Source organism: Massilia sp. CFBP 13721 (assembly GCF_014842025.1).
Lineage (GTDB): Bacteria > Pseudomonadota > Gammaproteobacteria > Burkholderiales > Burkholderiaceae_D > Telluria.
Genome location: NZ_JACYUY010000043.1, coordinates 1 through 25,736, shown reverse-complemented (window position 1 = coordinate 25,736; position 25,736 = coordinate 1). Strand labels below are relative to the sequence as shown.

Genomic DNA, 25,736 nt, shown 5'->3' with positions numbered 1-25,736 from the left:
CAAAATCAGACATTTCTACTTTGCTCAAACCGGACATTACTACTTTGCTCTTACACACCCTACGTTACGCGACGGCTCCCGGTGTGGAACAGCGTCACGGGCGCGCGACCGTCGTAACGCGTGGAGTCGGGACTCCACCCTACGGACCGCGGTTTATCCGGTTTTTCGATCAATCTGCGGCGGTTGTGCACCGTACGGGGTCATTGATGCCAATGGCATCAATGACGGATTCACCGGGCTCCGCCCTCGGTACGGCGGTCGATCATTGTTACGGCATCGTTAAGACGTTTCGACCATCACGCGCTTACAACTCATCCAGCGAAAAAATCCGCTTGTGCTCACGGATCGCATAGCGGTCCGTCATGCCGGCGATGTAATCGGCGATCTTGCGCGCCTGTTTCAGGGTGTCGCTAGATGCCACCTGGTAATCCGGCGGCAGCAGCACGGGGTCGGTCATGAAGGCGTCGAACAGGTCGCGCACGATGCGGCTGGCTTTCACGCGCATGCGGTTGACCTTGAAGTGGCGGTACAGGTTCGCGTACAGGAAGCGCTTCAAGGCCGTGGTCTCGGCGCGCATCTGGTCAGAAAAACGGATCAGCGGCGGCGCGGCGCGCACGTCGTCGATGCCGGCGGGGGCGGCGTCGCGCAGCAGCGCGGCCGAGGTCTCGACCAGGTCGGCCGTCATCGCGGTGATCATCAGGCGGATCGTCTCGTACAGCGCGCGCCGGCCCGGCAAGCCCGGGTACTGCGCTTCCACCGCATGGCGGTGACGCGCGAACAGCGTTACTTCCTCCATCTGCGCCATGGTCAGCAAGCCCGAACGCAGGCCGTCGTCGATGTCGTGGTTGTTGTACGCGATCTCGTCGGCCAGGTTCGTCAGTTGCGCTTCCAGGCTCGGCTGGGTCTTGTCGAGGAAGCGCTGGCCGAGATCGCCCAGCAGGCGCGCATTGTTCAGCGAGCAGTGTTTTAAAATGCCCTCGCGCGTCTCGAACGTCAGGTTCAGGCCGTCGAAGGCGCCGTAATGCTCTTCCAGGTGGTCGACCACGCGCAGGCTTTGCAGGTTGTGCTCGAAGCCGCCGTAGTCCTTCATGCATTCGTTGAGCACGTCCTGGCCGACGTGGCCGAAGGGCGTGTGGCCGAGGTCGTGCGCCAGCGCGGTGGCTTCGACCAGGTCTTCGTTCAGGCGCAAGCTGCGCGCCAGCGTACGGCCGATCTGCGCGACTTCGATCGAATGCGTCAGGCGCGTGCGGAACAAATCGCCCTCGTGGTTGAGGAACACCTGCGTCTTGTATTCGAGGCGGCGAAACGCCGTCGAATGGATGATGCGGTCGCGGTCGCGCTGGAATTCGCTGCGCGAGCCGGGCGCGGGTTCGGCGAAATGGCGCCCGCGCGACTTCGCCGAATGCGCGGCATACGGCGCCAGGTTACAGTCGAAGTCGATCATGCGCGCGTCCCTTTCAACGTTCAACGAATGCAGGCGTCCAGCGTGGCCAGCAGCAGTTCTTGCGGCACACTGGTAATGCTCGGGCTGCCCAGGGGTTTCATGAGGATGAACTTGATCGCCCCGCCCTCGTTCTTCTTGTCCACTTCCATCAGCTCGATCCAGCGCGCGGCGCCGAGGTCCGGCGCGACCGTCGGCAAGCCGGCGGCCAGCACCAGCGCGCGCACGCGGGCGCAGGCGGCGGCGTCGATGAAGCCGAGGCGTTGCGACAGGTCGGCCGCCATCACCATGCCGCAGCCGACCGCCTCGCCGTGCAGCCAGGTGCCGTAGCCGAGGCCGGCCTCGATCGCGTGGCCGAAGGTGTGGCCGAAGTTCAGCACCGCGCGCAGGCCGCCTTCGCGTTCGTCCTTGCGCACGACGTCGGCCTTGATCTCGCAGGAACGCGCGATCGCGTGCGACAGCGCGGCCGGGTCGCGCGCCATCAGGCGGCCAATGTTCGCTTCGATCCAGTCGAAGAATTCGAGGTCGAGGATGGCGCCGTGCTTGATCACTTCGGCCAGTCCGGCCGACAATTCGCGGTCCGGCAGCGTCGACAGGGTACGGGTATCGGCCAGCACCGCGCGCGGCTGGTAGAACGCGCCGATCATGTTCTTGCCGAGCGGGTGGTTGATGCCGGTCTTGCCGCCGACCGAGGAATCGACCTGGGCCAGCAAGGTCGTGGGAATCTGCACGAAGGGCACGCCGCGCATGTAGCTGGCCGCCGCAAAGCCGGTCAAGTCGCCGATCACGCCGCCGCCCAGCGCCACCAGCGTCGTCTTGCGGTCGCACTTATGCGCCAGCAGCGCGTCGAAGACCTGCATCAGCGAGCCCCAATGCTTGTGCTCTTCGCCGTCGGGCAGGACGATTTCCACCACGTCGCGGCCGGCCGTGCGCAGCGGCGTGGCGACCTTGTCCAGGTACAGCGGCGCCACCGTGGTGTTGGTGACGATCGCGACCTTGCTGCCGCCGACCTGGCGCAGCAATTGCGCGCCGTCGTCGATGACGCCGGGGCCGATGGCGATCGGGTAGCTGCGTTCGCCCAGGTCGACGTTGAGATTGAGTTGTGCCGTTTGATTCATCGATGCCGCCCTCGCCCGCCGCGAGCGCGCCGAATTGAGCGCGTCGAGCTGGTCCAAAATTGTCTGAACCATCGATTGTACGTTAGGACGGCCGGTATCGATGACGAGGTCGGCGATCTCGCGGTACAGCGGTTCGCGCTGGGCCAGCAACTCCTCGAGTTTCTTGCGCGGATCGGCGGTCTGCAACAACGGACGGTTCTTGTCGTGCGCGGTGCGTTGCAGGATGCTGCCGATGCCGGCACGCAGATAAATGACGGTGCCGCGTTCGGCGAGGTAGGCGCGGCTGGCGGCGTCGAGCACGGCGCCGCCGCCGGTGGCCAGCACGATGCCGCGCTGGCTGGTGAGTTCGCGGATCATGTCCGCTTCGCGCCGGCGGAAGCTGGCCTCCCCCTCGATCTCGAAGATCCACGGGATGGTGGCGCCGGTACGCGCCTCGATCGCATGGTCGGAATCGACGAAGCGCCGGTTCAGCCGGCGCGCCAGCAGGCGGCCGATGGTGGTCTTGCCGGACCCCATCAGTCCGACAAGAAACACATTTTCGGATTTCACATCAGTTTACGGTGAACTTGAATTCCGTAATCTTACCCTGTGGCGTCTTGGCCTGGAGCGTGAAATCGCCTGGCACGCATGCCGGGTCCGGCGTGACGGTCACCATATGCACCGTGCCGCCGACGACGGTGGTCGATGGAATGATGGCCGGCGACGGCGCCGACACCGTCACCTTGGTGGGCGACACGACCGACAATGCGGTGTTGTACGGCAGCGGATTGTTGTTGGCATCGGCCAGGCGCACCGACAGCGAACGCGGCGCCGCGCAGGCCAGGCCCGCCGGCACCGGCATGGCGATCACCGCGCCGTTATTGTAGGTGGCGCCGGTGCAGGTGGCGCCGACGCACACTTCGCTCAGCCTGCCCGTCGAGCCGCTGAACACGATTTCGGTCGCGGCGCGCAGGTAGTTCAAGCCCCAGGTCCCATTCCCGCCTGCCTTGTACGAGGTGCTGTTGAACGGGAACGGCAGGTCGCGGTCGTTCGACTCGTAGATGCGGTTCAGGTTAGTGTCGAGGAACGGATCGCCCATGTCCTCGAACGGCTCGCCGCCGCTCGGGCAGGCGTCGACCAGCGGACGGTAAGTGCCGGCCGGACCAGTGAAGCCGGTGCAGCTGTACTGGCCGTCGCCGTTGCTGTCGGTGAAGTTCTCGATGCCCTGCACAAAGGCGAGCACCGTGACCCGCCCGTCCGCGGGACGATAGTTCTGGCTGACCAGGTCGACCGAGCAGCCGCCGTCGACGGTGACGCAGCCGCCCTGGGCCGCGCTGCCGATGGCGCCGCCTTCGGTGACGAAGTTGACCGCGGTGCCGTTCGAGACCGGATTGCCGTACTGGTCGGCCAGGCGCACCGTGACGCCGACCTTGGTGCCGTCGACATTGCCGCCTTCGATGTTGTGGTGCTCGGCGCTGAGCGACATCGAGCGCTGGATCGGCAGGCCGGTCGAGACGGTCAGCGTGTCGGACAGGCCGGTCATGCTGGTGCCGTTGCGGGTGGCGGTGGCGAGCACGCGCACCGGCGTCGGGATCGTCCCCGACGACACCATGGTGCTGGCGTTGCCGCTGGCATCGGTGGTGGCGCGCAGCGGGCTCACCGTCAAGCCGCCGGTATAGGTGGTGGCGCTGAAGTCGACGTCGACGCCGGCCAGGCCATTGCCCTGCTGGTCGACCACGCGGAAGGTCACTTGCGCCGATTCCGAACGGCCCTGGCCGCCCGAACCCTTGAGCACGATCGAGGTGCCGGCCTGGCTGGTGTTGCTGAACTGGATCGCGCCGATGTTGGCCGCGCTGACGTCGACGCCGATGGTCTGGCTCGAGTTGCCGATGGCCGCGGTGATGGTGTCGCGCCCGCGCACGCAGCCGTTGTTGGTATAGGTCGCCACCTGCACGCCATTGCTGATCGCGCCCGGCACCAGGGTGGCGGTGCCGTCGCCGACGCACAGCGAGCTCAAGGTCAGGCCGGTGGAGGCCGTCGCCGGCTGGCCGGCGCTGGTGACGGGAATGTTCAGGGCCAGCGTGCTGAACGCCGGCAGGCGGCCGGTCGGCGCCGTGGCGAACGACAGCGTGCCCACCGTCAGCGGCGCGGCGCCGATCGCGAGGTTGACGCCGCCGGTTCCGGTCTTGCCTTCGACTACCGAGGTCGCGCTCACGGCGACCGCACCGGCCGTCGTGTAGGAGGCCGGCTTGACGGTCACCACGGCCACGCCGTTGGCGTCGGTCAGGGCCGAGCCGGTTTCCGGCGTGAAGACCAGCATGCCGGCCGTGCCGGTGGCGAACTGCACGATCGCGCCGACGGCCGGCTTGCCCGCGGGCGTCAGCACGGTCGCCTTCAGCGTGCCGCTCTGGCCGCCCGACAGGCTCGTCACGTTGGCGCCGGCACCGTCCGTCATCACCAGGCTGACCGTGGTCTCGGTGGCGACCGGCGTGGTCGGCGTCGTCGGTACCGTCGGCGACGTACCCGTGCCGCTCCCGCCCGATGCCGCCGGCACCGTGCCGGGATCGCCGCCACCGCCGCCGCAGGCGCTCAATACCGCCGCGGCGATCAGGGTCAGGACCGCCGTGCGTCCAAACGGGGCGGAAGGAGTACGGGTAGATGCTTGCAACATGTTGTTGTTCCTATTCTTTGTCATCTGTAAAAATGCCGGAACGTCGGCGGGACGCTCCGGCATGGGTGTCGGTATCAGGAGTGGCAGTAGTGGCGAAGGGTGGCGCCGTTCAGCGCCCGCCGCTCATGCGATCGGCGACGATCTTCGGCGTGATGAAGACCAGCAGTTCGGTCTTGGTGTTCTCGCGGCCCTGGGTCTTGAACAGGTAGCCCAGCACCGGGACGTCGCCCAGCACCGGCACCTTCGAGACGCTGGTGCGCTCGGTCTGCTGGTAGATCCCGCCCAGCACCACCGTGCCGCCGTTTTCGACCATCACCTTGGTCTTGACGTGCTGGGTGTTGATGGCGAAGCCGGCGCGGGTTTCCTCGCCCTTCGAATCCTTGCTGACGTCGACTTCGAGCACCACGTTGCCGTCCGGGGTGATCTGCGGGATCACTTCCAGGCGCAGGTTCGCCTTCTTGAATTCGATCGAGGTGGCGCCGCTCGACGACGCCACCTGGTACGGCAGTTCGATACCCTGCTCGATCACGGCCACCATCTTGTCTTCGGTGACCACGCGCGGGCTGGAGATGATCTTGCCCTTGCCGTCCGCCTCGAGCGCCGACAGCTCCAGGTTCAGGAAGCGGTTGTCGGCCGACGAGAAAAGCGTGAAGGCCAGGCTCGAGGGCGAGATGCCGCCGATCGCCGCCGCCGGCAGGTTGACCATCGTGGTGTTGGTGTAGGCGTCGCCGTTGTCGGGGGTCTGGCCTGTCACCTGGCCGACGCCGGTCAGGTTGCCGCCGATGGCGACGCGGTTGTTGCCGCCGATGCCGTAGCCGGGGTCGCCGCCGCGCACGCCGCGCATGTCGCCGAAGCCGATCTTGGCGCCCAGGTTGCGCGAGAAGCCATCGTTCGCTTCGACCAGGCGCGCTTCGATCAGCACCTGCTTCGAGGCGACGTCGGTCTTCTGGATCAGCATGCGGATGTCTTCGATCTTCGAGGCGATGTCGGTCACGAACAGCTGGTTGGTGCGCGGGTCGATGATCGCGCTGCCGCGCCGCGACAGCACGCGGTTGCGGTTGTCGCCGACCGTGGCGCCGCCGCTGGCATCGAGCCCGAACACGGTACGGAAGGACTCGGCCTTCTGGTAGTTCAGCTGGAAGATTTCGGAACGCAGCGGCTCCAGGTCGGAAATCTGGGCGCGCTGCTCGAGTTCGAGCTTTTCCTTGGTCAGCAGCTCTTCTTTCGGCGCGATCCAGATGACGGTGCCGTTCTTGCGCATGTCCAGGCCCTTCGACTGCAGGATCACGTCCAGCGCCTGGTCCCAGGGCACGTCCTTCAGGCGCAGCGTCAGGCTGCCGGCGACCGAATCGCTGGCGATGATGTTCAGGCCGGAGATGTCCGCCACCGCCTGCAGCGCGGCGCGCACTTCGATGTTCTGGAAATCGAAACTGATCTTCTCGCCGCGGAAGCCCTGCGTGCCCTGCACCAGTTTATTCGGATCTTCCTTGACCGGACGTACGGCGACCACCAGCTGGGTGTCGCTCTGGAACACCGACTGCTCCCACTGGCCCTGCGCTTCGATCACCATGCGCACGTTGGCGCCGTTGGCACTGGTCGTCACGCGCGACACCGGGGTGCCGAAATCGGTGACGTCGAGGCGCCGGCGCAGGGTTTCCGGCAAGCCGGTGTTCATGAAATCGACCTGCACCTTGTTGCCGAGCTGGCGCACGTCGACCGCGACCGCGTTGTTCGGCAGGTCGACCACGACGCGGCCTTCGCCATCCTGGCCGCGGCGGAAGTCGAGGTTGCGCAGGGCCTGGCGGGCCGCCGGCGCCGCACTGGCCTGCGCCGGCGCGGCCGGGGCCGCGGCTGCTGCCGCGCCGCCGCCGGCGACGGTGACCAGCACCGACTTGCCGTCGATCGCGGTCGAATAACTGGCCGCGCGTTTCAGATTCATCACCAGGCGCGTGCGTTCGCCGGCCTGCACCACGTTCACGCCGCGCACTTCGCCGAGGTTGATCTCTTGCGCGCTCTTGCCGGTGGCGTTGGTGGTGGCGCCGAAGTCGAGCGCGATGCGCGCCGGATTGGTGATCGCAAAGCCGAGCGGCAGCTTGCCGGGGGCATTTTTCATCGCGATGTTGACCACCACGTTGGCGCCCTGCTGGTTGGCGCTGATCGACTCGATGGCGTTGTCTTGAGCCTGAGCCTGAGCCTGCGCGGCCACGCCGAATGCCAGCAGCACCGGCACCAGCAGCGTCGACACGGCGCGCTTCAGGTTCATCATTGCGAATGGGGTCATTTCCCGATCTCCTTACTTTCCTGCAATTCCAGCTTCGATATCCGCTCGACCCAATCGCCGCCCGCGTCCTGTACCATTTCCCGGATCTCCAGCGCAGCCGGGGTCACGCGCGTCACCTGGCCAAAATTCTGGCCCAGGCGCTGTCCTGCCCGCACGCGGTAGACACTGCGTTCGATCTGCACCAGGGCAAAGCTGACGCCGCCTTTTTGCATCATACCGACCATTCGCATCGTATCGAGCGGATAACCCTCCAGTGCTTCACGTGGACGCTCCAGGTCGGGCTGCAGCCCGCTCGGTTCCGGCGCCAGCCCGCCCGGGCCGGCCAGCTTGGCGTCGCTGAACGGATCGGGCGCCTGCGCCTGGTTGTAGGCATAGGGCACGAACTCCTTTGGCGCCGGCAGCGGTTTTACTGCCGGCTTGATTGCCGCCTTCGTTTCGTCCATCCAGGTGCGCACTTCGCGCACGTCGCTGTCGCCGCAGCCGGCCAGCAGCAGGGCCGCCAGCGCCAGCAGCGCACTGTTTTTCGTCGTCATGGCGTGGCCTCGGCTTTCTTCTTCTTCGCCTTCAGGCGCGCTGCTTTCTGGGTTGCCAGTTCGTCGGCGTCGAGGTAGCGGAAGGTTTTCGCGATCGCCTGCAGCGTCAGGGCGCCGTCCTTCCCTGCTTTCAAACGCATGTTGTTCAGCGTGACGATGCGCGGCAGGTGCGCCATGTCGGCGGCAAAGGCGCCCAGGTCGTGGTAGCTGCCGGTCAGTTCGATCGCGATCGGCAGTTCGGCGTAATAGTCGCGCACCACGATCTGGTCGGGACGGAACAGCTGGAACGCGAGACCGCGGCCGACGCCGGCCTGGTTGATGTCCGACAGCAGCGCCGCCATCTCGGATTTGCTCGGCAGCTGCTTTTCCAGGCGTTCGACCGACTGGTCGACCTGGATCTTCTGTGCCTGCAGCGCTTCCAGGTTGACCGCCTGCGTGACCTTGGCGCGGTACTCTTCGCGCAGCGTCGCTTCCTGTGACGCCAGCGACTCCTGGGTTTCGAACTGGCCGCTCCAGTACAGGAAGTAACCGGCGATGACGACCAGCGCCATCACGCCGGCTGCGCACAATACACGCGGCGCCAGCGGCCACAGGCCGGGCGGACGCCCCTGCAAATCCTGGAATTGCGCCGACAGGTCGGCGCCGAATTGTTTCAGGTCGATGTTCATGGGGTGCTTCCTTCGGCCTTGGCGCTGCCGGCGGCGGTCTTGGCTTTGCCGTCCTCAGGCTCCTCGCTCTCGCGGGCGCGCTTGATGGCCACGGCCAGCGTGAACTCGACCGCCTTGCGCACGACCTTGTTCTGGGTCAGCGTGGCCGCTTTCACTTCGGTGAGGTCGGGGCGCTCGAGCCAGGGCGAGTTGCCCGACAAATTGCGCAGCAGTTCGGCCACGCGTTCCTGCGACTGGGCATAGCCGTTCAGGACCACGCGCTGGCCATCCTGTTCAAAACCCTTCAGGTACACGCCTTCCGGCGTCTGGCGCACCAGCTCGTCGAACAGGTAGACCGGCTGGTTGCGGTCGCCCTGCAGGTCTTCCACCGCCTGCTGGCGCGATTTCAGGGCGTTGATTTCTTCCTTGAGCGTGGCGATGTCCTTGATCTTCTTGTCGAGTTCCGCGTTCTCGGTCGAGAGGACCGCATTGCGTTCTTCCTGGATCGCGATGCGGCTGGCGTTCCAGCCGCCCACCATCAGCACGATGGCCGCGCCCAGCAGGCCGCCGAGCACCAGCATGGCGACAAAGGCCGCCTGCTTCTGTTTGCGTTTCGCTTCCCGGTGCGGAAGCAGGTTAATACGGATCATCAGCCGAACCTCCGCAGGCCGAGGCCGCAGGCAACCAGGTAAGCCGGCCCTTCGGCGCGCAGCTGCGCTTCGCGCAGGCCGGGGGCGAGCAGCATGCCGTCGAACGGCGCCACCACGCCGGTGGCGATGCGCGTGCGTCCGCCGATCAATTCGACCAGCCCGGGCAGCTGGGCGCTGCCGCCGGCGAGCCAGATCTGGTCGATGCGGGTGTACGGGGTCGAGGTGAAGAAGAACTGGATCGCGCGCGTGACTTCCAGCGCCGCGCTTTCCAGGAAAGGCGTCAATACGTCGGTGCGGAAGTTTTCCGGTAAATCTCCCGACTTCTTGCGCGTTTCCGCTTCCTCGTAGGCCATGCCGTAGTTGCGCACGATCTCCTGGGTCAACGTATTGCCGCCGAAAGGCTGCTCGCGTTCGTAAATCGTGTCGCCGTTCTGCAGCACCGAGACATGGGTCATGCCGGCGCCGATCTGGAACAGGGCGACGATCTTGTCCTTGCCACCGGGCGCCGCGCGCTCCAGTGCTGCGCGCGCGGCATACGATTCGATGTCCATCACGGTGGCGGTGAGGCCGGCCGCTTCGGCGATCGCCACGCGGTCCTCGACCTTTTCGCGGCGCGCCGCGGCCAGCATCACTTCCATGTCTTCGGGCGAATTCGGCGCCGGGCCGACCACGTCGAAGTCCAGGCTGACTTCATCGAGCGCGAACGGGATGTACTGGCTCGCTTCGGATTCGACCTGCACCTCCAATTGGTCTTCGGCCATGCCGGCCGGCAGGATGATTTTCTTGGTAATGACCGACGCCGGCGGCATGCCGAGCGCGACGTTGCGGGCACGGGTGCCGCTTTTCTTCCAGATCCGGCGCACGGCATCGGCCACCTGGTCGAAGTTTTCGATGTTACCGTCGGCCACGGCGCCGCGCGGCAGCGCTTCGAAGGCATGGCGCTCCAGGCGCAGCACGCCCTTGCCGGCATCGGCCAGTTCGACCAGGCGCAGGCCCGACGTGCTGATGTCGAGTCCGGCGAGCGGGGGGCTCGACTTGCCGAACAGGGAACCCAGATTGATCACGAGCGTACTCCTCAGTGCGGCCTGCCTGGCAGGCCAATGTATGTCAACGCCCGCGCAGGGGAAATTTGTCTTGTAGAGTTATAGCAATACGCCCCCGTCATAGGAGGCATCCGTTCAAATCCTAGCGGCAATAATGCGCACCGACAAGATATTTCTGCACTGGAACATTACAATCCGACGGGGACGCCACACTCTGATATTTCCTTGGTAATAGCCCTTGTCACTGAGGCACCAAAGCCTTTGTCAGCCTGCCTACAAAGCCTCATGCCAGGCGCTTAAGCCGATTTTTCCCAAGAACGAATGTTCAGACCTGTAGGGTAGACGGCTATACCTGTTCAGTTTGGTAACCAGCGGCGTTTGCGCCGCCCACGCGTTCAACCGGCCCGTGATTCGTCGCGAAGTTTCAGAGTGTGGTTGAACGCGTGGGCGGCACTTAAGTAGTCGGTAGGCATGCGCCAGGGTAAAGCCGCCCACCCTACAGGTCTGTGCATCGTTCTCCAAACGAACTGTTGCTTCATTAAGCACGCGACGGCAAGTCCCTTTCTGGCTGAGTCCGCGCCACCGCTGAAAGCGGTGCCTTATAATGAGGCGGATCAATAAAGTAGACGCCAGAATGAAATCTTCCCAAACGACGAAGTCCGCGCCACCGAAAAAATTCAGTCCGAAACGCCTGGTCCTGTGGGGCCTCGGCGCCCTCGCCGGCCTGGCCCTGACCGGCGTGCTGCTGGTGGTATTCGCCCTCGCCATGGCTTACCCCAACCTGCCGGCGCTGGACACCATCACCGATTACCGTCCCAAGATGCCGCTGCGGATTTTCACGGCCGATAACGTCCTGATCGGCGAGTTCGGCGAGGAGCGGCGCACCCTGGTGCGCTTCAAGGAAATCCCGGACGTGATGAAAAAGGCGGTGCTCTCGATCGAGGACGACCGTTTTTACCAGCACGGCGGCGTCGATTACTGGGGCGTGCTGCGCGCGGCCCTGCACAACGCCACCAGCGGTTCGCGCCAGGGCGCCTCGACCATCACGCAGCAGGTGGCGCGCAACTTCTTCCTGTCGTCGGAACAGACCCTGAAGCGCAAGGCGTATGAGGCGCTGCTGGCCTGGAAGATCGAAAAGAACCTGACCAAGGACCAGATCCTCGAGGTCTACATGAACCAGATCTACCTGGGCCAGCGCGCCTTCGGCTTCCAGTCAGCGGCGCAGATCTATTTTGGCAAGGACCTGCGCGACATCACGGTGGCGGAAGCTGCCATGTTGGCCGGCCTGCCGAAGGCGCCGTCAGCCTACAATCCGGTCGTCAATCCGACGCGCGCCAAGACGCGCCAGCAGTACATCCTGCAGCGCATGCATTCGCTCGGCTACATCACCGACGCCCAATTCGAAACGGCGAAGAACGAGGAACTGACCGTCAAGACCGACAGCACCGCCTTTGGCGTGCACGCCGAATACGTGGCCGAGATGGCGCGCCAGCTGGTGTACGAGCAGTTCAAGGAAGACACTTATACGCGTGGCCTGAACGTATTCACCACGATCACCAAGGCCGACCAGGACGCGGCCTACCTGGCCGTGCGCCGCGGCGTGATGGATTACGAGCGCCGTCACCCTTACCGCGGCCCGGAATCGTATATCGAGATCCCGCGCGACAAGACCGAAGCCGACGAAGCGATCGAAGCCGAACTGGCCGAAAAGCCCGACAGCGACGATATCGTCGCCGCCGTGGTGCTGCAGGCGTCGAGCTCCAGCGTCACCGCGGTGCTGGCCTCGGGCGAAGAAATCAAGATCACCGGTCCCGGCCTGTCGTTTGCATCGGCCTGGCTGTCGGCCAAGGCCCAGCCGAACCGCCGCATCCGCCGCGGCGCGCTGATCCGCGTGATGCAGGACGGCGGCGCCGACTGGAAGATCACGCAGATGCCGCTGGTCGAATCGGCCTTTGTTGCGGCCAGCACCGAAGACGGCGCCATCAAGGCGCTGGTCGGTGGCTTCGACTACAACCGCAACAAGTTTAATCACGTCACGCAAGCCTGGCGCCAGCCGGGTTCTTCGTTCAAACCGTTTATCTATTCGGCCTCGCTGGAACGCGGCCTGTCGCCGGCCACCCTGGTCAACGACGCGCCGATCTCGTTCGACGCCGGCCAGACCGGCGGCCAGGCCTGGGAACCGAAGAACTACGACGCGAAATACGAAGGTCCGATGACGATGCGCCGCGGTTTGACCAAGTCGAAGAACATGGTCTCGATCCGCATCCTGAACCGCATCGGCGCGCGCTACGGCCAGGAATACGCGACCCGCTTCGGCTTCGATCCGGAAAAGAACCCGCCGTACCTGACGCTGGCCCTGGGCGCCGGCGCCACCACGCCGCTGCAGATGGCCGGCGCCTACGCGGTATTCGCCAACGGCGGCTTCCGCGTCAGTCCCTACCTGATCTCGAAAGTCACCGACAGCGCCGGCAAAGTGCTGTCGGAAGCGCGTCCGGACCGCGCCGGCATGGAAGCGAACCGCGTGATCGATGCGCGCAATGCTTACCTGATGGATAGCATGCTGCGCGACGTTGCCCGCTACGGCACCGCGGCCAAGGCCTCGCAACTTCTCAAGCGCAACGACATCGCGGGTAAAACCGGCACCACCAACGATTCGATCGACGCCTGGTTCGCCGGCTACCAGCCGAAGGTGGTGGGTATTGCCTGGATGGGTTACGACCAGCCCAAGAACCTCGGCAACAAGGAAACCGGCGGCGGCCTGGCGCTGCCGATCTGGATCGGCTATATGCAGACCGCGCTGAAATCGGTGCCGGTCGAGGAACGTGCGGTGCCGGCGGGGCTGATCATGGCCGATGGCGAGTATTACTATGCCGAGAATCCGCCGGGGACGGGCGTGACCTCGCTCGACGTGGGGACGACGCCGGCGCCGGCGCAGCAGAAGGCGCAGGACGCGGTGAGGAATGAGTTGTTTTAAACGTTGAAAGAATATTTCATTGGGCAATCGCCTGTGAAATATTCTTTCAGCTTGTTCGACATGCATACGTGCGTACGCGTGGGCTCGGGGAGCCCACCCTACGGTGCACCACTGCCGTAGGGTAAATTGTTGACCGTGGTGCACCGTAGGGTGGGCACTTGTGCCCACGCGTTACGCACGGTCGCGCGTCGAACATCCAATCACGGACACACCGCTGCGAAAAGTATATTTCACCCCAACTTCACCGGCGCCCCGCCCTGCTGCGTGGCGAGATCCGACAGGGCCGTGAAAAACTCGCTGTCGTCGCGCGTATTGCGCCACTCGTCGCCGACGCGCTTGTAGTGGTAGCCGCCGGCACGCGCCGCCATCCACATTTCCTGCAGCGGCGCCTGGCTGTTGATGATGATCTTCGAGCCGTTGGCAATGAACTCGACCTCGAGCACGTTGCCGTTGCGCTTGCATTCGACGTCGACCACGTCCTGGTCGTTCAGGTTGTCGAAACAGGTCTCGATGCGGTCCAGCGTCGATTCGGCCAGGTCCAAAAATTCGGATTCGGTCATGCTACACTCCAAGGTCTTGATTAAACCGTGATTCTAATCGTGAAGTCACCTAACGCGCTCATCGTTGCAGCCGCGCTTGCCGCTACTGTAACCGGTTGCGGCCAGACCGGCCCGCTGTACATGCCGAAACCGCCAACCCGGCCTGCCGCACCACCGGCCAAACCGGTCACGCCCGTGGTCGCGCCGACCACGCAAGCCACGCCGACGCTCTCCCAGGCCGCAACGCCGACACCACCGCCGACTCCCACTCCTGCCCCAGTCCAATAAGCCCCACATGTCGCACTTTTCGTACCAAGACGGCGTCCTGCACGCCGAAAGCACTCCCCTGCCCGCCATCGCCGAACAGTTCGGCACGCCGACCTATGTCTACTCGAAAGCGGCGCTGCTGGAGAACTTCGCCGCCTACAGCGATGCCTGCCAGGGCCGCGACGCCCTCGTTTGCTATGCGATGAAGGCCAATTCGAACCTGGCCATCCTCGACCTGCTGGCGCGCCAGGGCGCCGGTTTCGACATCGTCTCGGGCGGCGAACTGCTGCGCGTGATCGCCGCCGGCGGCGACCCGAACAAGGTGATCTTTTCGGGCGTGGGCAAGACGGTCGACGAAATGCGCCTGGCGCTGGACAAGGGCATCCTCTGCTTCAACGTCGAGTCGATTCCGGAACTGCACCGCCTGAACGAGGTGGCCTCCTCCATGGGCAAGCGCGCGCCGGTGTCGCTGCGCGTGAACCCGAACGTCGACGCCAAGACCCATCCGTACATCGCCACCGGCCTGAAGGCGAACAAGTTCGGCGTCGCTTTCGACGATGCGCTGGCTACCTACCGCACCGCCGCGTCGCTGTCGAACCTGGACGTGGTCGGCATCGACTGCCACATCGGCTCGCAGCTGCTGGACGACGCGCCGCTGCTGGAAGCGCTCGATAAGCTGATCGAGCTGATCGACGCGCTCGACAGCGAAGGCATCCACATCCACCACCTCGACATCGGCGGCGGCATCGGCGTCGACTACGGCGCGGCCGGCGACGGCGCGCCGGTACCGGTGGGCGATTACCTGGGACGCCTGTTCGCCCGCATCGACGCCTGGCGCGCCGCGCGCCACGATGGCCGTACAGTCAAAGTGATTTTCGAGCCAGGGCGCTCGATCGTCGCCAGCACCGGCGTGCTGGTCACCAAAGTGGAATTCCTGAAGCCGGGCGTCGAAAAGAACTTCTGCATCATCGACGCCGCCATGAACGACATGATGCGCCCGACCCTGTACGGCGCCTGGATGGACATGAAGGCGGTGGCGCCGCGTAGCAGCGATGCGCCGGCGCTGTATGACGTGGTCGGCCCGGTCTGCGAATCGGGCGACTGGCTGGCGCGCGAGCGGGCATTGTCGGTGCAGCCGGGCGATTTGCTGGCGATGATGAGCGCCGGCGCCTACGGCATGACGATGGCGTCGAACTACAACACGCGTGGGCGCGCGGCCGAAATCATGGTCGATGGCGACCAGGTACACGTGATTCGCCAGCGCGAAAATCCGGCGGATTTGTTTGCCTTGGAGACGATGCTGAAGTAAGCATCGACTGCACGAAAAAAGCCGCGCCGTCTTTCGAGGGCGCGGCTTTTTTCATGGTCAGGCCTTAATTACTGAGCAAGACCTGGGCAATCACGCCGGTGGCAATCGCAGCCAGCACGTAGTCGTTGCCGGCGCGGACCCAGTGATGGCCACGCGGTGGCGCACTCAGGTGACGGTTGCGCCAGTCGCTGACGACGTAGCGGTTACCGCGGTACTCCTGGCTCAGGCGCTGGCCGCGGCGCAGGTCGTGACGCGGGCCGCCGCCGCGGTGGTCGTCACGGCGGAAATTCTGCGCATTGTAGTAGCGATCATTGCGGTCGTGGCGATCGTAGCGGCCGTTGTCGCGGCGGTCGTTGTCGCGGTGTTCGACCCTGCCGTTGCGGTCGTGATCGTAACGATCGTTGCCATGGTCACCGCGTTGGGCAAAAGCGCTGCCGCTGGCAAAGCTCAAGGCGATGAGTGCCGATGCGATTAACTTGGTTTTCATTTGTCGTTCCTCTCAATGTAACGCTGTGGCTGCGTCGATGGAGCCATTACACCGCGAATCGGCCCCGACAGGTGAGGCAGAGCGGTAAGGGATGCTACGAGATGTTTCAGTGCGTACATACGCTCGGCCGGGCTGTTGCGGTGCTTGATACAGTGATAAGCTGCTTCGGTTCAACTACCGGAGCATCGCCATGCACGCAGCTGTCCAGCCCGACGCCAACCTTGCGCCACGTATCGCGCTGCTCAGGACGAGCATCGGCCTGGCGCAGGGCCTGGTGCTGTACCTGCTCTACCTGGTGGCCAACAACGATGTCTGGCCCGCCACGGAAACGCTGCTGTTCGCACCGATGCTGCTGGTGGCGCTGTTTGGCCCGCTGCTGCTGGTCAGCGCCCTGGGCCACCTGACGCGGCGCCAGGCCATGCTGTGGGTGGCTTGCGCCGCAATCCTGATCGCGGCCCTGGCGGTGTACGACATCTGGCGCATGGGCACGCAGCTGAACCTGGAACGCCGTTCCCATGTGGCGATGCCCTCGCCGCCATTCGTCGCGATGCTGGTCGCTGCCCTGTTCATCGCCCACGCCCTGGTGCTGTCCGGCGCCCGCGACCGGCGCCGCATCGCCGCCTACACCACTTACTTCGACATCGCCTGGAAGCTTGGCGTGCAACTCGCCTTCAGCGCTTTCTTTGTCGGCATCACCTGGCTCGCCCTGCAGCTTGGCGCGGCGCTGTTTGAGCTGGTCAAGCTGCGCTTCTTCACCCGCATGATCAGCCAGCCGTGGTTCGCGATACCGGTCACGGCCTTCGCCTTTTCCTGCGCCATGCACCTGACCGACGTGCGCCCGGCCATCGTGCAGGGCATCCGCGGCCTGCTGCTGATGCTGGCGTCGTGGATCCTGCCGGTATTCACGCTGTTCGTCGCCGGCTTCCTGGCCAGCCTGCCGTTCACGGGCCTGGAACCGCTGTGGGCCACGCGCCAGGCGGGGGCCGTGCTGCTCGGTACCGACGCCGTGCTGGTCATCCTGATCAATGCGGCCTGGCAGAACGGCAGCGCTGTCGTGGCGCGCATCATCCGCCTCAGCGCCCGGCTGGCGTCGCTGCTGCTGGTGCCGGTCACGGCGATCGCGGTGTATGCCCTCGCGCTGCGGGTGGGCGATCACGGCTGGACGAACGAACGCATCATCGCCGCAGCCTGCATGCTGGTCGCCGGCTGTTATGCGCTCGGCTATGCGGCGGCGGTGTTGCGCCCTGGCCGGGTGGTCACCTTCGCCGGCGTGAATATCGGCACCGCCTTTGTCGTGCTGGGCACGGCGCTGCTGCTGTTTTCTCCGCTCGCCGATCCGGCGCGGCTGTCGGTGAACGACCAGCTCGCGCGGCTGGCGTCCGGCAAGGTCAGCGTACAGACATTCGACTTCGCCTACCTGCGTTTCGACGGCAAGCGTTTCGGACAGGAGGCGCTGGCGCAGCTTGACGCAGGCGCGCGTGGTCCGGACGCGGCACTGCTACGCAGCCGCATCGCCGGCGTCCACAAGCTGCGCGGTCCGTGGGACAAGGAAGTCGCCGCGCTGACCTCCACCGGGATCGCAGCCAACCTGCGCATGCAGCCGCAAGGCAGCCGTTTACCGGAAGGCTTCCTGCGTACCGACTGGACCGACTTGCCGAAGGGCGTGTATGGGCCGGATTGCCTGCGCCAGGAAGGCAAACTGTGCGACGTGTACCAGCTCGACCTGGACGGCGACGGCAAGCCGGAACTGCTGCTGGTCGCTGCCAATGGCGCACACGCGCTGGTGGCAAAGGAAAGCGCGGATGGCACCTGGCGCGCGGCGGCGACCGGCCAGCTGGGGACGCCCCGCTGCGGTCGCGTCGGTGTGGCGGCGCCGAATGGCATGCCGCGCGCCGTGCGGCGCGAATGGGCGGATATCGAGTTCGGCAGCAGGCGCTTCAGTCTCGCCCCTGTTACCGGTCCCTACGCGCCCTGCCCTGACGAGTGATTAAAAATGCGTCACGCGCGCGCCACCGTGCGCGCCTTGGCCCGGCTCCAGTAAAAGCGCAATCCCAGCAGCACGATGACGATCGCCGCGAACAGCGCCGGCTGCGCCAGGTTGTTCTTGGCCGCCTTCATCCACCAGAAGTGCAGCACCGCCAGCGGCGCGATCACATAAATCAGCTTGTGCAGCCACTGCCAGCGCTTGCCGCCCAATCTCTTGATCATGCCGTTGGTGCTGGTCGCCGCCAACGGGATCAAGAGCACGAATGCGGTGAAGCCGACCAGGATGAAGGGACGTTTCGCGACATCACGCAGCATTGCCGCGAAGTCGAAGAAATGATCGAACCAGAAAAAGGCGATGAAGTGCAGCAGCGCATAGAAAAAGGTGTACACCCCGAGCATGCGCCGCAGTTTCACCAGCCAGTTCCAGCCCGTCAACCGGCGCACGGGCGTGATCGCCAGCGTAATGCAGAGCAGGTACAGCGCCCAGTCGCCGGTCTCGTGGGTGATGTATTCGAGCGGCTCGACCAATTCGCCGCCGAATACCTGCAACGCGCCCCACAGGAAGGGCAGCAGCGCCGCAACAAAAACAAAGCCCTTGATCAGCGAGACCTGTTTGGGTGTGGGATTGAACGCCATCGTTCAGAAAAACTTTTTCAGGTCCATGCCGGCGTACAGCAAGGCCACTTCCGGATAGCCGTTGAACATCAGCGTCTCGCGCTTCTTCTTGAAGAAGCCGTCTTCGCCGATGCGGCGTTCGCTCGCCTGCGACCAGCGCGGGTGATCCACCTTCGGATTCACGTTCGAATAGAAGCCGTATTCGGAAGGCGCCGAATCGTTCCAGGCCGTCTTCGGCTGGTCGCGCGTAAACCGGATGCGCACGATCGACTTGGCCGATTTGAAACCGTATTTCCAGGGCACGACCACGCGCACCGGCGCGCCGTTCTGGTTCGGCAGCACCTGGCCATACATGCCGACGGTGAGCAGCGCCAGCGGGTGCATGGCTTCGTCCAGGCGCAGCCCTTCCACATACGGCCAGTCGAGCACGCCGCTCCTCAGACCCGGCATCTGCTTGCGGTCGGCCAGGGTGGTGAATTCGACGTAGCGCGCATTGCCGGTCGGTTCGACGTGCTTGATGAGATTCGACAGCGAATAGCCGACCCAGGGAATCACCATCGACCACCCTTCCACGCAACGCAGGCGGTACACGCGTTCTTCGAGCGGCGCCAGTTTCGTCAGGCTGTCGATGTCGAGCCGCATCGGCTTCTTGACTTCGCCTTCGATCGATACCGTCCACGGGCGCGTTTGCAGCGTGTGGGCGTTCTCGGCCGGGTCGCCTTTATCGAGGCCGAACTCGTAGAAATTGTTGTAGCCGGTCGCGTCCTTGAAGGCGGTACGCGGCTCGGTGGTGGACAGCGCCGGATTGGCGCGCGCGGCCAGCTTCTGGGCGGGGGCGCCCTGAGCAAAAGCTTCGCGGTTGGCCATCTCCCACAAGGCGCTGCCGGCGACGGCGCCGGCCGCCATGCGGGCGATGAACTTGCGCCGCTCTTCATACACTTCGCGCGGTGTGATTTCGGACGACAGCGGCGGGTTCAGGCCGTCGCGACTAGATTTGATGAGCATCGCTTACTCCAGGCAATTGAACTATCACGATACATGATTTCGTCAAATTGCCTTGCCGCGTTGCGAATCTTTACAATTCCCCGTAGGAATGCAAACCGGACAGGAACATGTTCACGCCGAGGAAAGCAAAGGTGGTCACCAATAAACCCACCACCGACCACCAGGCCGCCACCCGTCCACGCAGGCCGCTCATCAAACGCATGTGCAACCAGGCCGCGTAGTTCAGCCAGACGATCAGCGCCCAGGTTTCTTTCGGGTCCCACGACCAGTACCCGCCCCAGGCTTCAGCCGCCCACAGCGCGCCGAGGATGGTCGCCACCGTGAAGAAGGCGAAGCCGACCGAAATCGCCTTGTACATGACGTCGTCCAGCACCTCGAGCGCCGGCAGGCGGTCGGCCAGGATGCCGTGCGATTTCAGCAGATACGCGGTGCCGACCATCGCCGCCAGTGCGAAAGTGCCGTAGCCGATGAAATTGGCCGGCACGTGGATCTTCATCCACCAGCTTTGCAGCGCCGGCACCAGCGGCTGAATGGCGGCGGCGTCGCGCGAGACCGTGTACCAGAGCAGGAAAGCCACCGCCGCGCCGATGATCAAGAGCACGAAGGCGCCCAGCTGGCGCGTGGCGTAGCGTTCCTCGTAGTACAGGTAGAACAGCGCCGTGATCATCGCGAACAGGATGAACACCTCATACAGATTCGACACCGGGATGTGGCCGACGTCGGGACCGATCAGGTAGCTTTCGAACCAGCGCACCATCATGCCGGTAAAGCCGAGCACGACGGCGGCCCAGCACAGGCGCGACCCGATCGCCGCGCCCGAGTTCGAGCGTGCGAGCAGGCCGATCCAGTAGAACACGGTCGAGAACGCGAACAGCGCGCTCATCCACAGGATCGCGGACTGGCTCGACAGCATGTATTTCAGGAAGAATTTCTGCTCGGCGGCGGCGAGCGAGCCGTCGTACATGGAAATTGCCCACAGCGACAGCAGGGCCACCAGCGGCATCAGCCAGCGCACCGGTTTCCAGTGCCAGCCGAGCGCGGCAAAGGTGGGGGCCGTCAGCAGCAGGATGGCGCGCTCGTAGCCGTCCATGTAGGCGGCGTAGCGGCTCAGGGCGAACAGCGCCGCCGCCATCAGGCCGGCGCCGAACAGCCAGTCGATGGCAGTCAGGCGGCGGAAATAGCCGGGCGTTTCCTTGTAGACCACGCCGGGGTTGTGTCGGGATGCTTCCATGCTCTTCTCCAGTGCCAGTCTCGGCAACGTTGCCAGCTTACGCCGATTGCGGCAGCCTGGCTGCCAGCTCTGCGAATTCGTTTTCGAAATCCAGCGTCTTGCGCTGGGTACTCATTGCCATCAGGGCGTGTGCGCCGTTATCCTGTTTGCGCACCCAGATCCACAGGCGCCGCTCGCGAATATAAAACATCGCGAAGATACCGGCGATCAAGAGCACGCAGCCGAGATACACGATCTTCTTGCCGGGCGAGCGCGTGACCTGCAGTACCGAAGCTTTGACTTCGTGGAACTCGTCCAGTTGCAGATACACCGGGGCGCCGTAGAAGAAACTGTCGGATAGCGCGTTGGTCGCCAGCTGCAGGAAGCGCGCATGGGTATCGTTCCCTTCGATCGGCGCCAGGCCATCTTTGATACGCGCCGCCTGCCACAATTCCCACAGCACGCCGTTGAGCATCTTGATGAACACCGCCGCCGCCTTTTCCTGCTCGGCCGCCGGGATCTTTTCCAGGAACTGCGCCACCGCGACAAAGCCGCCCGGGGTGCCCTCGCCGGCGAACATGGCGAGCGTGCGTTCGGCCGATTCGCGCAACTGGTCGCCGAAGCCCGCACCTTCGCCCTGCCCGGCCGTCATGGTGCGTCCGGCATAGCGGCGCGCCGCCTCCGCGCGCAAACCCGGATCGGCCAGCGCCGCGCGCAGGCGCATCCATTCGCGCACACCGTAGGCGTCGTCGGCGGGAATGCGCAGGAAGCGGAAGGCTTCCGACGGGCTGGTGCGTACGCCGGCCAGGTACACCTGGCTGCCCTCGAGCGTTACCGGCTGCATGTAGTTCAGGAATTCCTTCGCCTGCCCGGTCTGGTCGCGCAGCTTGTATTGCACGCTGGGGCCGACATTTTTCAGGTCCTTGTTGCCGGCGTGCTTGCCGGCCGAACCGGACGCTTTACCGAGCGTCGCCGTCAACTGTTCGTTGAGCGACTGGCTTTTGCTCACCGCGCGCACGTCGTTGTTCGCCGCGATGTTCTCGACGTTGAACGGGCGGAAACCCGACCACTCGACCGAGTAGGTCGCCCCGGCCGCTTTCAGCTCGGTGGCGCCGTTGACTTCGCCGGCAATCGTAAACGCCTTGGCGTCCGTGCCGGCCATCGGGAAACCGGTCAGCGTCAGGCGGCTGCCGCCATCCTCGAAACTCGACTGGTAGACAGCGACACCCTTGTAGATCAACGGCTCGTTGACTTTAATTGTCGCCGGAAAGGTTTTACCGAGCTCGCGGTCGTGCACGACGACGTCGCTGGCGAACAGTTTCGGCATCCCGGTCGAATAGAATTCGATGTGGAATTTTTTCAATTCCAGGTCGAACGGTAATTCCTGCAACAGCGTGCCGCTCGCCTGCGCGATCGAGGCGACGCGGCCGGTCTGCCCTTCCGCCAGCAGGATATTGCCGCGGTAGGTCGGGTTGTTGACGCTGAGGCGGTGCTGCGCCGGCACGTCGGCGATCAGGCCGCCGCCGCTGTACGGCGTTTTGCCGAAGACCCATTGCTGGATTCGGATGGGCAGTTCGGAATCGAGCATCCCGCCCAACAGGATCACGATGATCGCCGTGTGCGCGAAGATATAGCCGAACTTGTTGCCGGCACCCTTTTTCGCCGCCACCAGCGTGCCGTGTTCCTTCTCGACGATTTTGACCTTGTAGCCGGCGTGGCCGAGACGCACGGCGCTTTGCTGCGCCAGCGCGGCGGCATCGAGCGGCGCGGTCCACTCCGATTTGTGATGGAAATTGCGCAGCGACTCTTCGCGTACCGATTCGCGCCAGCTGCGCATGTCGCGCATCATTTTCGGTGCGTTGCGAATCACGCACAGGCTGGTCGAGACGATCAGTACCAGCAAGATCAGCAGGAACCACCAGCTGGTGTAGACGGTGTACAGGCCGAGCTTGCGGAACACTTCGTACCAGAACGGGCCGAACTGGTTGACGTAGTTCGGCATGATGTCGCCCTGGCGCAGCACGGTGCCGATGATGGCCGCGATCGCCAGGATCATCAGCAGGCTGATCGCAAAGCGCATCGACGACACCAGCTCGACGGTCTCGGCCAGCCAGGAACGGCGCGTGTTCAGTTCAATTCCGGTGGTGCTCATGTTCTGGCAACTTCCTCGTGCGGTATCGCTTGCAGCAAAAAGGGCGCCAGCTCGCGCTGTCGCCCTTTGGTACTCGGGTCAAGCTGACAGTTTAACGCAAGCCGGCGATGTAATCGGCCACTGCCTTCATTTCGGTGTCCGACAAACGTTGCGCCAGCGTCGTCATTTGCGGGCTGTTGCTGCGCGCGCCGGTGCGGAAGGCCACCAGCTGGGCGGTCGTGTAATCCTGGTGCTGGCCGGCCAGGCGCGGATACTGGACCGGGATGCCGCCGGCGGCTGCGCCGTGGCAGCTGGCGCAGGCGGCGACGCCCTTCTCGGCGATGCCGCCGCGGTAGATCTTGCGGCCCAGTTCGATCGTGTCCTTGTTCTTGGCGGCGCCCGGCTTGACCTTCTGGGTGGCGAGGTAGGCGGCGACGTTGCGCTTTTCCTCGTCGGTGAGCATCTTGGCGTAGGTGGTCATGACCGGGTTCACGCGCTGCGGCGTGGTGAAGTCGACCAATTGTTTGTGGGTGTAGGCTTCGATCTGGTTCGACAATTTCGGGTTGACCGCGATGGTCGAATTGCCGGCCGCGCCGTGGCAGGACAGGCAGGCCGGCAAGCCGCGCGCGGTATCGCCGCTGTCGTACAGGGTGGCGCCTTTGGCGGGGTCGGGTTTGGCGGGGCGCTGCGCTTCGGCTGCGCCGGCCATGCTGCCCAGCGCCAGGCTTGCAACCAACAACGATTTCACGAACACCGCGCTAGCGGACGATACAGACACACGATTCATTCGAGCACCCTGAAAAAGTCGACAACAGTTTTTATGTATACAGCGGCGTACCGAGCCCCTTGACAGGGCGCCCCAAACAATTGATAACCCCTTATTGTACAATAGCTTTGTTTCCCTATTGCTTCATTTCATTGCATTTTTCACCTCGTCCCCATGTCCAAACTCTGGCAAGCCCGCTTCTTCACGACCGTCAATCAACTGCGCGATCTCCCCAACACCGTGGTGCCCGAGATCGCCTTTGCCGGCCGTTCCAACGCGGGCAAGTCGACCGCGATCAACATCCTGACCAACCAGAAGGGTCTGGCGTTCGCCTCGAAAACCCCTGGCCGCACCCAGCACATCAATTACTTTTCGATCGGCGGCGCCCACGTCGGCCAGCACCGCAAGGACCCGACCATCGTCGAGGAAATCCGCGCCCTGCTGGTGGACTTGCCGGGCTATGGCTATGCGGAAGTGTCGGGCAACGCCAAGCTGCACTGGCAAAAGCTGCTGGGCGATTACGTCCAGCGCCGCGAACAGCTGGCCGCGCTGGTCTTGATCATGGATTCGCGCCGCCCGTTCACCGACCTCGACGTGCAGATGCTCGAATGGTTCGCCCCGACCGGCAAGCCGATTCACTGCATTCTGACCAAGGCCGATAAGCTGAACCGCAACGAGCAAGCCAACGTGCTGCGCGAAGCGAAGGGTGTGCTGGAAAGCTATGTCGACGAAGACGGCGAAGGTTTCCCGTTTACGGTGCAACTGTTCTCGGCGTTGAAGCGCATCGGCATCGAGGAAGCGGATGCCAAGATCCAGCAATTGATCGGTCTCGATATCGACGAATCCGAGATCGACGATGCGATCGATGGCGGCAACGATGAAGCGAACGACAAGGACAGCGCCTCCGAACAACCCTGAAGAAAGCGATCACGATGTCTTCCATCATTACCGGCCAGTACCCAGCGACCCGCATGCGCCGCATGCGCCGCGACCCGTTCTCGCGCGCCATGATGCGCGAAAACACCCTCACCGCGGCGGACCTGATCTACCCGGTGTTCATCCTCGACGGCGAGAACCAGCGCCAGCAGGTGGCTTCGATGCCGGGCGTGGAACGTGTCTCGGTGGACTTGCTGATGGGTGTGGCCGAGGAATGCGTGGCGCTCGGAATTCCCGTGCTGGCGCTGTTCCCGGTGGTCGACGCTTCCTTGAAAACCTATGACGGCGTGGAAGCGACCAATCCCGACGGCCTGGTGCCGCGCGCGGTACGCAGGCTCAAGCAACAGTTCCCGCAACTGGGCATCCTGACCGACGTCGCGCTCGACCCGTACACGACCCACGGCCAGGACGGCCTGCCCGACGAAAACGGCTACATCGTCAACGAAAAGACGATCGCCATGCTGACGCGCCAGGCGCTGGCCCAGGCCGACGCCGGCGTCGACATCGTCGCCCCGTCGGACATGATGGACGGGCGCATGGGCGCGATCCGCAGCGCCCTCGAGGAACGCGGTTTCATCCACACGCGCCTGATGGCCTATTCGGCCAAGTATGCATCGGCCTTCTACGGTCCCTTCCGCGACGCGGTCGGCTCGAGCGCCAACCTGGGTAAAGCCGACAAGAACACCTACCAGATGGACCCGGCCAACAGCGACGAAGCCCTGCGCGAAGTGGCGCTCGACCTGGCCGAAGGCGCCGACATGGTGATGGTCAAGCCGGGCATGCCCTACCTCGACGTGGTGCGCCGCGTGAAGGACGAGTTCAAGGTGCCGACCTTCGCCTACCAGGTCAGCGGCGAGTACGCGATGATCAAGGCGGCGGCGCAGAACGGCTGGCTCGATCACGACAAGGTCATGATGGAATCGATGATGGCATTCAAGCGCGCCGGGGCGGATGGCGTGCTGACCTACTTTGCGCTGGATGTGGCGAGGAAGCTCAAGGCTGGCTAAGGTTTCAGCCGACGAATGAAAAAACCGTGCTGCAGCACGGTTTTTTTCGCTTTTGTAGGGTGGGCACTTGTGCCAGTCATTTAAAGGTCTTAGCTAACAAACCCTGCCTTGAGTACCCGAGCCGTCGATACATGGCGGCGC

General features: G+C 64.4%; 21 protein-coding genes. 6 read left to right on the top strand and 15 right to left on the bottom strand.

All coding sequences use genetic code 11. The features are described from left to right. Positions 1-304: 304 nt before the first annotated feature. The 8 genes from IFT60_RS25565 to pilM all read right to left on the bottom strand — a co-directional run bounded on the left by IFT60_RS25565 (position 305) and on the right by pilM (position 10,384). Entirely contained in the window at positions 305-1,444 is a 1,140-nt protein-coding gene (locus tag IFT60_RS25565; protein WP_192056914.1) for a deoxyguanosinetriphosphate triphosphohydrolase, read from the bottom strand. 20 nt (positions 1,445-1,464) lie between these two features. Next, a complete protein-coding gene (gene aroKB / locus IFT60_RS25560; RefSeq protein ID WP_192056915.1) occupies positions 1,465-3,075 on the bottom strand; it encodes a bifunctional shikimate kinase/3-dehydroquinate synthase AroKB in 1,611 nt (536 codons plus the stop codon). Between the two features lie 34 nt (positions 3,076-3,109). Beyond that, positions 3,110-5,209, bottom strand: a complete 2,100-nt coding sequence (locus tag IFT60_RS25555; RefSeq protein WP_192056913.1) for an Ig-like domain-containing protein — start codon at positions 5,207-5,209, stop codon at positions 3,110-3,112. Positions 5,210-5,318: 109 nt separating this feature from the next. Continuing rightward, on the bottom strand, positions 5,319-7,490 hold the full coding sequence (locus IFT60_RS25550) for a type IV pilus secretin PilQ (protein WP_192056912.1): 2,172 nt from the start codon (positions 7,488-7,490) through the stop codon (positions 5,319-5,321). Next, positions 7,487-8,023, bottom strand: coding sequence for a pilus assembly protein PilP (locus tag IFT60_RS25545; RefSeq protein WP_192056911.1), 537 nt, complete (start codon positions 8,021-8,023; stop codon positions 7,487-7,489). The genes IFT60_RS25550 and IFT60_RS25545 overlap by 4 nt, the downstream gene beginning before the upstream one ends. After that, the gene (gene pilO, locus IFT60_RS25540) at positions 8,020-8,691 is read right to left on the bottom strand and encodes a type IV pilus inner membrane component PilO (protein ID WP_192056910.1); all 672 of its coding nucleotides are present in this window, start codon (positions 8,689-8,691) and stop codon (positions 8,020-8,022) included. Before pilO ends, IFT60_RS25545 begins: the two co-directional genes overlap by 4 nt. Next, on the bottom strand, positions 8,688-9,320 hold the full coding sequence (locus IFT60_RS25535; protein WP_192056909.1) for a PilN domain-containing protein: 633 nt from the start codon (positions 9,318-9,320) through the stop codon (positions 8,688-8,690). The genes pilO and IFT60_RS25535 overlap by 4 nt, the downstream gene beginning before the upstream one ends. Continuing rightward, positions 9,320-10,384 carry a pilus assembly protein PilM gene (pilM, locus tag IFT60_RS25530; RefSeq protein ID WP_192056908.1) on the bottom strand — a complete coding sequence of 355 codons (1,065 nt, stop codon included), beginning with the start codon at positions 10,382-10,384 and terminating at the stop codon, positions 9,320-9,322. The genes IFT60_RS25535 and pilM overlap by 1 nt, the downstream gene beginning before the upstream one ends. 613 nt (positions 10,385-10,997) lie before the next feature. Here pilM and IFT60_RS25525 point away from each other — a divergent pair. After that, positions 10,998-13,337 (top strand): penicillin-binding protein 1A, encoded by a 2,340-nt coding sequence (locus IFT60_RS25525; RefSeq protein ID WP_192056907.1) that lies wholly within the window; start codon positions 10,998-11,000, stop codon positions 13,335-13,337. Between the two features lie 230 nt (positions 13,338-13,567). Here the strand turns inward: IFT60_RS25525 and cyaY are convergent, their stop codons facing one another. After that, complete coding sequence (gene cyaY, locus IFT60_RS25520) at positions 13,568-13,897, bottom strand: iron donor protein CyaY (protein WP_192056906.1); 330 nt, start codon at positions 13,895-13,897, stop codon at positions 13,568-13,570. A 27-nt stretch (positions 13,898-13,924) separates the two neighbouring features. Between cyaY and lptM the strand changes: the two genes are divergently transcribed. Then, positions 13,925-14,164, top strand: coding sequence for an LPS translocon maturation chaperone LptM (lptM, locus tag IFT60_RS27135; RefSeq protein WP_374011023.1), 240 nt, complete (start codon positions 13,925-13,927; stop codon positions 14,162-14,164). A 7-nt stretch (positions 14,165-14,171) separates the two neighbouring features. Then, positions 14,172-15,452 carry a diaminopimelate decarboxylase gene (gene lysA, locus IFT60_RS25510; RefSeq protein ID WP_192056904.1) on the top strand — a complete coding sequence of 427 codons (1,281 nt, stop codon included), beginning with the start codon at positions 14,172-14,174 and terminating at the stop codon, positions 15,450-15,452. Between the two features lie 64 nt (positions 15,453-15,516). Here lysA and IFT60_RS25505 read toward each other — a convergent pair whose 3' ends face one another. Further along, on the bottom strand, positions 15,517-15,939 hold the full coding sequence (locus tag IFT60_RS25505; protein WP_192056903.1) for an RcnB family protein: 423 nt from the start codon (positions 15,937-15,939) through the stop codon (positions 15,517-15,519). A gap of 190 nt (positions 15,940-16,129) precedes the next feature. Between IFT60_RS25505 and IFT60_RS25500 the strand changes: the two genes are divergently transcribed. Next, positions 16,130-17,926 (top strand): DUF4153 domain-containing protein, encoded by a 1,797-nt coding sequence (locus IFT60_RS25500; RefSeq protein ID WP_192056902.1) that lies wholly within the window; start codon positions 16,130-16,132, stop codon positions 17,924-17,926. A gap of 11 nt (positions 17,927-17,937) precedes the next feature. Here IFT60_RS25500 and msrQ read toward each other — a convergent pair whose 3' ends face one another. The 5 genes from msrQ to IFT60_RS25475 all read right to left on the bottom strand — a co-directional run bounded on the left by msrQ (position 17,938) and on the right by IFT60_RS25475 (position 23,673). Beyond that, a complete protein-coding gene (gene msrQ, locus IFT60_RS25495) occupies positions 17,938-18,561 on the bottom strand; it encodes a protein-methionine-sulfoxide reductase heme-binding subunit MsrQ (RefSeq protein ID WP_192056901.1) in 624 nt (207 codons plus the stop codon). A 3-nt stretch (positions 18,562-18,564) separates the two neighbouring features. Beyond that, a complete protein-coding gene (msrP, locus tag IFT60_RS25490) occupies positions 18,565-19,545 on the bottom strand; it encodes a protein-methionine-sulfoxide reductase catalytic subunit MsrP (protein WP_192056900.1) in 981 nt (326 codons plus the stop codon). Between the two features lie 70 nt (positions 19,546-19,615). Further along, entirely contained in the window at positions 19,616-20,776 is a 1,161-nt protein-coding gene (ccsB, locus tag IFT60_RS25485; RefSeq protein WP_192056899.1) for a c-type cytochrome biogenesis protein CcsB, read from the bottom strand. Between the two features lie 37 nt (positions 20,777-20,813). After that, entirely contained in the window at positions 20,814-22,907 is a 2,094-nt protein-coding gene (gene resB, locus IFT60_RS25480) for a cytochrome c biogenesis protein ResB (protein ID WP_192056898.1), read from the bottom strand. 91 nt (positions 22,908-22,998) lie between these two features. Beyond that, positions 22,999-23,673, bottom strand: a complete 675-nt coding sequence (locus IFT60_RS25475; protein WP_192056897.1) for a c-type cytochrome — start codon at positions 23,671-23,673, stop codon at positions 22,999-23,001. 153 nt (positions 23,674-23,826) lie between these two features. Between IFT60_RS25475 and yihA the strand changes: the two genes are divergently transcribed. Further along, complete coding sequence (yihA, locus tag IFT60_RS25470; RefSeq protein WP_192056896.1) at positions 23,827-24,570, top strand: ribosome biogenesis GTP-binding protein YihA/YsxC; 744 nt, start codon at positions 23,827-23,829, stop codon at positions 24,568-24,570. Positions 24,571-24,584: 14 nt separating this feature from the next. Continuing rightward, positions 24,585-25,595 (top strand): porphobilinogen synthase, encoded by a 1,011-nt coding sequence (gene hemB, locus IFT60_RS25465; protein WP_192056895.1) that lies wholly within the window; start codon positions 24,585-24,587, stop codon positions 25,593-25,595. Positions 25,596-25,736 lie beyond the last annotated feature (141 nt).

Excerpts from the sequence above, each read along its gene's own strand:
- msrQ (WP_192056901.1), bottom strand. The coding sequence starts at position 18,561 with ATGGCGTTCAATCCCACACCCAAACAGGTCTCGCTGATCAAGGGCTTT.
- IFT60_RS25505 (WP_192056903.1), bottom strand. The coding sequence starts at position 15,939 with ATGAAAACCAAGTTAATCGCATCGGCACTCATCGCCTTGAGCTTTGCC.
- yihA (WP_192056896.1), top strand. The coding sequence starts at position 23,827 with ATGTCCAAACTCTGGCAAGCCCGCTTCTTCACGACCGTCAATCAACTG.
- IFT60_RS25525 (WP_192056907.1), top strand. The coding sequence starts at position 10,998 with ATGAAATCTTCCCAAACGACGAAGTCCGCGCCACCGAAAAAATTCAGT.
- IFT60_RS25475 (WP_192056897.1), bottom strand. The coding sequence starts at position 23,673 with ATGAATCGTGTGTCTGTATCGTCCGCTAGCGCGGTGTTCGTGAAATCG.
- lysA (WP_192056904.1), top strand. The coding sequence starts at position 14,172 with ATGTCGCACTTTTCGTACCAAGACGGCGTCCTGCACGCCGAAAGCACT.
- cyaY (WP_192056906.1), bottom strand. The coding sequence starts at position 13,897 with ATGACCGAATCCGAATTTTTGGACCTGGCCGAATCGACGCTGGACCGC.
- IFT60_RS25535 (WP_192056909.1), bottom strand. The coding sequence starts at position 9,320 with ATGATCCGTATTAACCTGCTTCCGCACCGGGAAGCGAAACGCAAACAG.
- msrP (WP_192056900.1), bottom strand. The coding sequence starts at position 19,545 with ATGCTCATCAAATCTAGTCGCGACGGCCTGAACCCGCCGCTGTCGTCC.
- hemB (WP_192056895.1), top strand. The coding sequence starts at position 24,585 with ATGTCTTCCATCATTACCGGCCAGTACCCAGCGACCCGCATGCGCCGC.
- IFT60_RS25545 (WP_192056911.1), bottom strand. The coding sequence starts at position 8,023 with ATGACGACGAAAAACAGTGCGCTGCTGGCGCTGGCGGCCCTGCTGCTG.
- resB (WP_192056898.1), bottom strand. The coding sequence starts at position 22,907 with ATGAGCACCACCGGAATTGAACTGAACACGCGCCGTTCCTGGCTGGCC.
- IFT60_RS25500 (WP_192056902.1), top strand. The coding sequence starts at position 16,130 with ATGCACGCAGCTGTCCAGCCCGACGCCAACCTTGCGCCACGTATCGCG.
- pilO (WP_192056910.1), bottom strand. The coding sequence starts at position 8,691 with ATGAACATCGACCTGAAACAATTCGGCGCCGACCTGTCGGCGCAATTC.
- aroKB (WP_192056915.1), bottom strand. The coding sequence starts at position 3,075 with ATGGGGTCCGGCAAGACCACCATCGGCCGCCTGCTGGCGCGCCGGCTG.
- IFT60_RS25565 (WP_192056914.1), bottom strand. The coding sequence starts at position 1,444 with ATGATCGACTTCGACTGTAACCTGGCGCCGTATGCCGCGCATTCGGCG.
- ccsB (WP_192056899.1), bottom strand. The coding sequence starts at position 20,776 with ATGGAAGCATCCCGACACAACCCCGGCGTGGTCTACAAGGAAACGCCC.
- IFT60_RS25550 (WP_192056912.1), bottom strand. The coding sequence starts at position 7,490 with ATGACCCCATTCGCAATGATGAACCTGAAGCGCGCCGTGTCGACGCTG.
- IFT60_RS25555 (WP_192056913.1), bottom strand. The coding sequence starts at position 5,209 with ATGTTGCAAGCATCTACCCGTACTCCTTCCGCCCCGTTTGGACGCACG.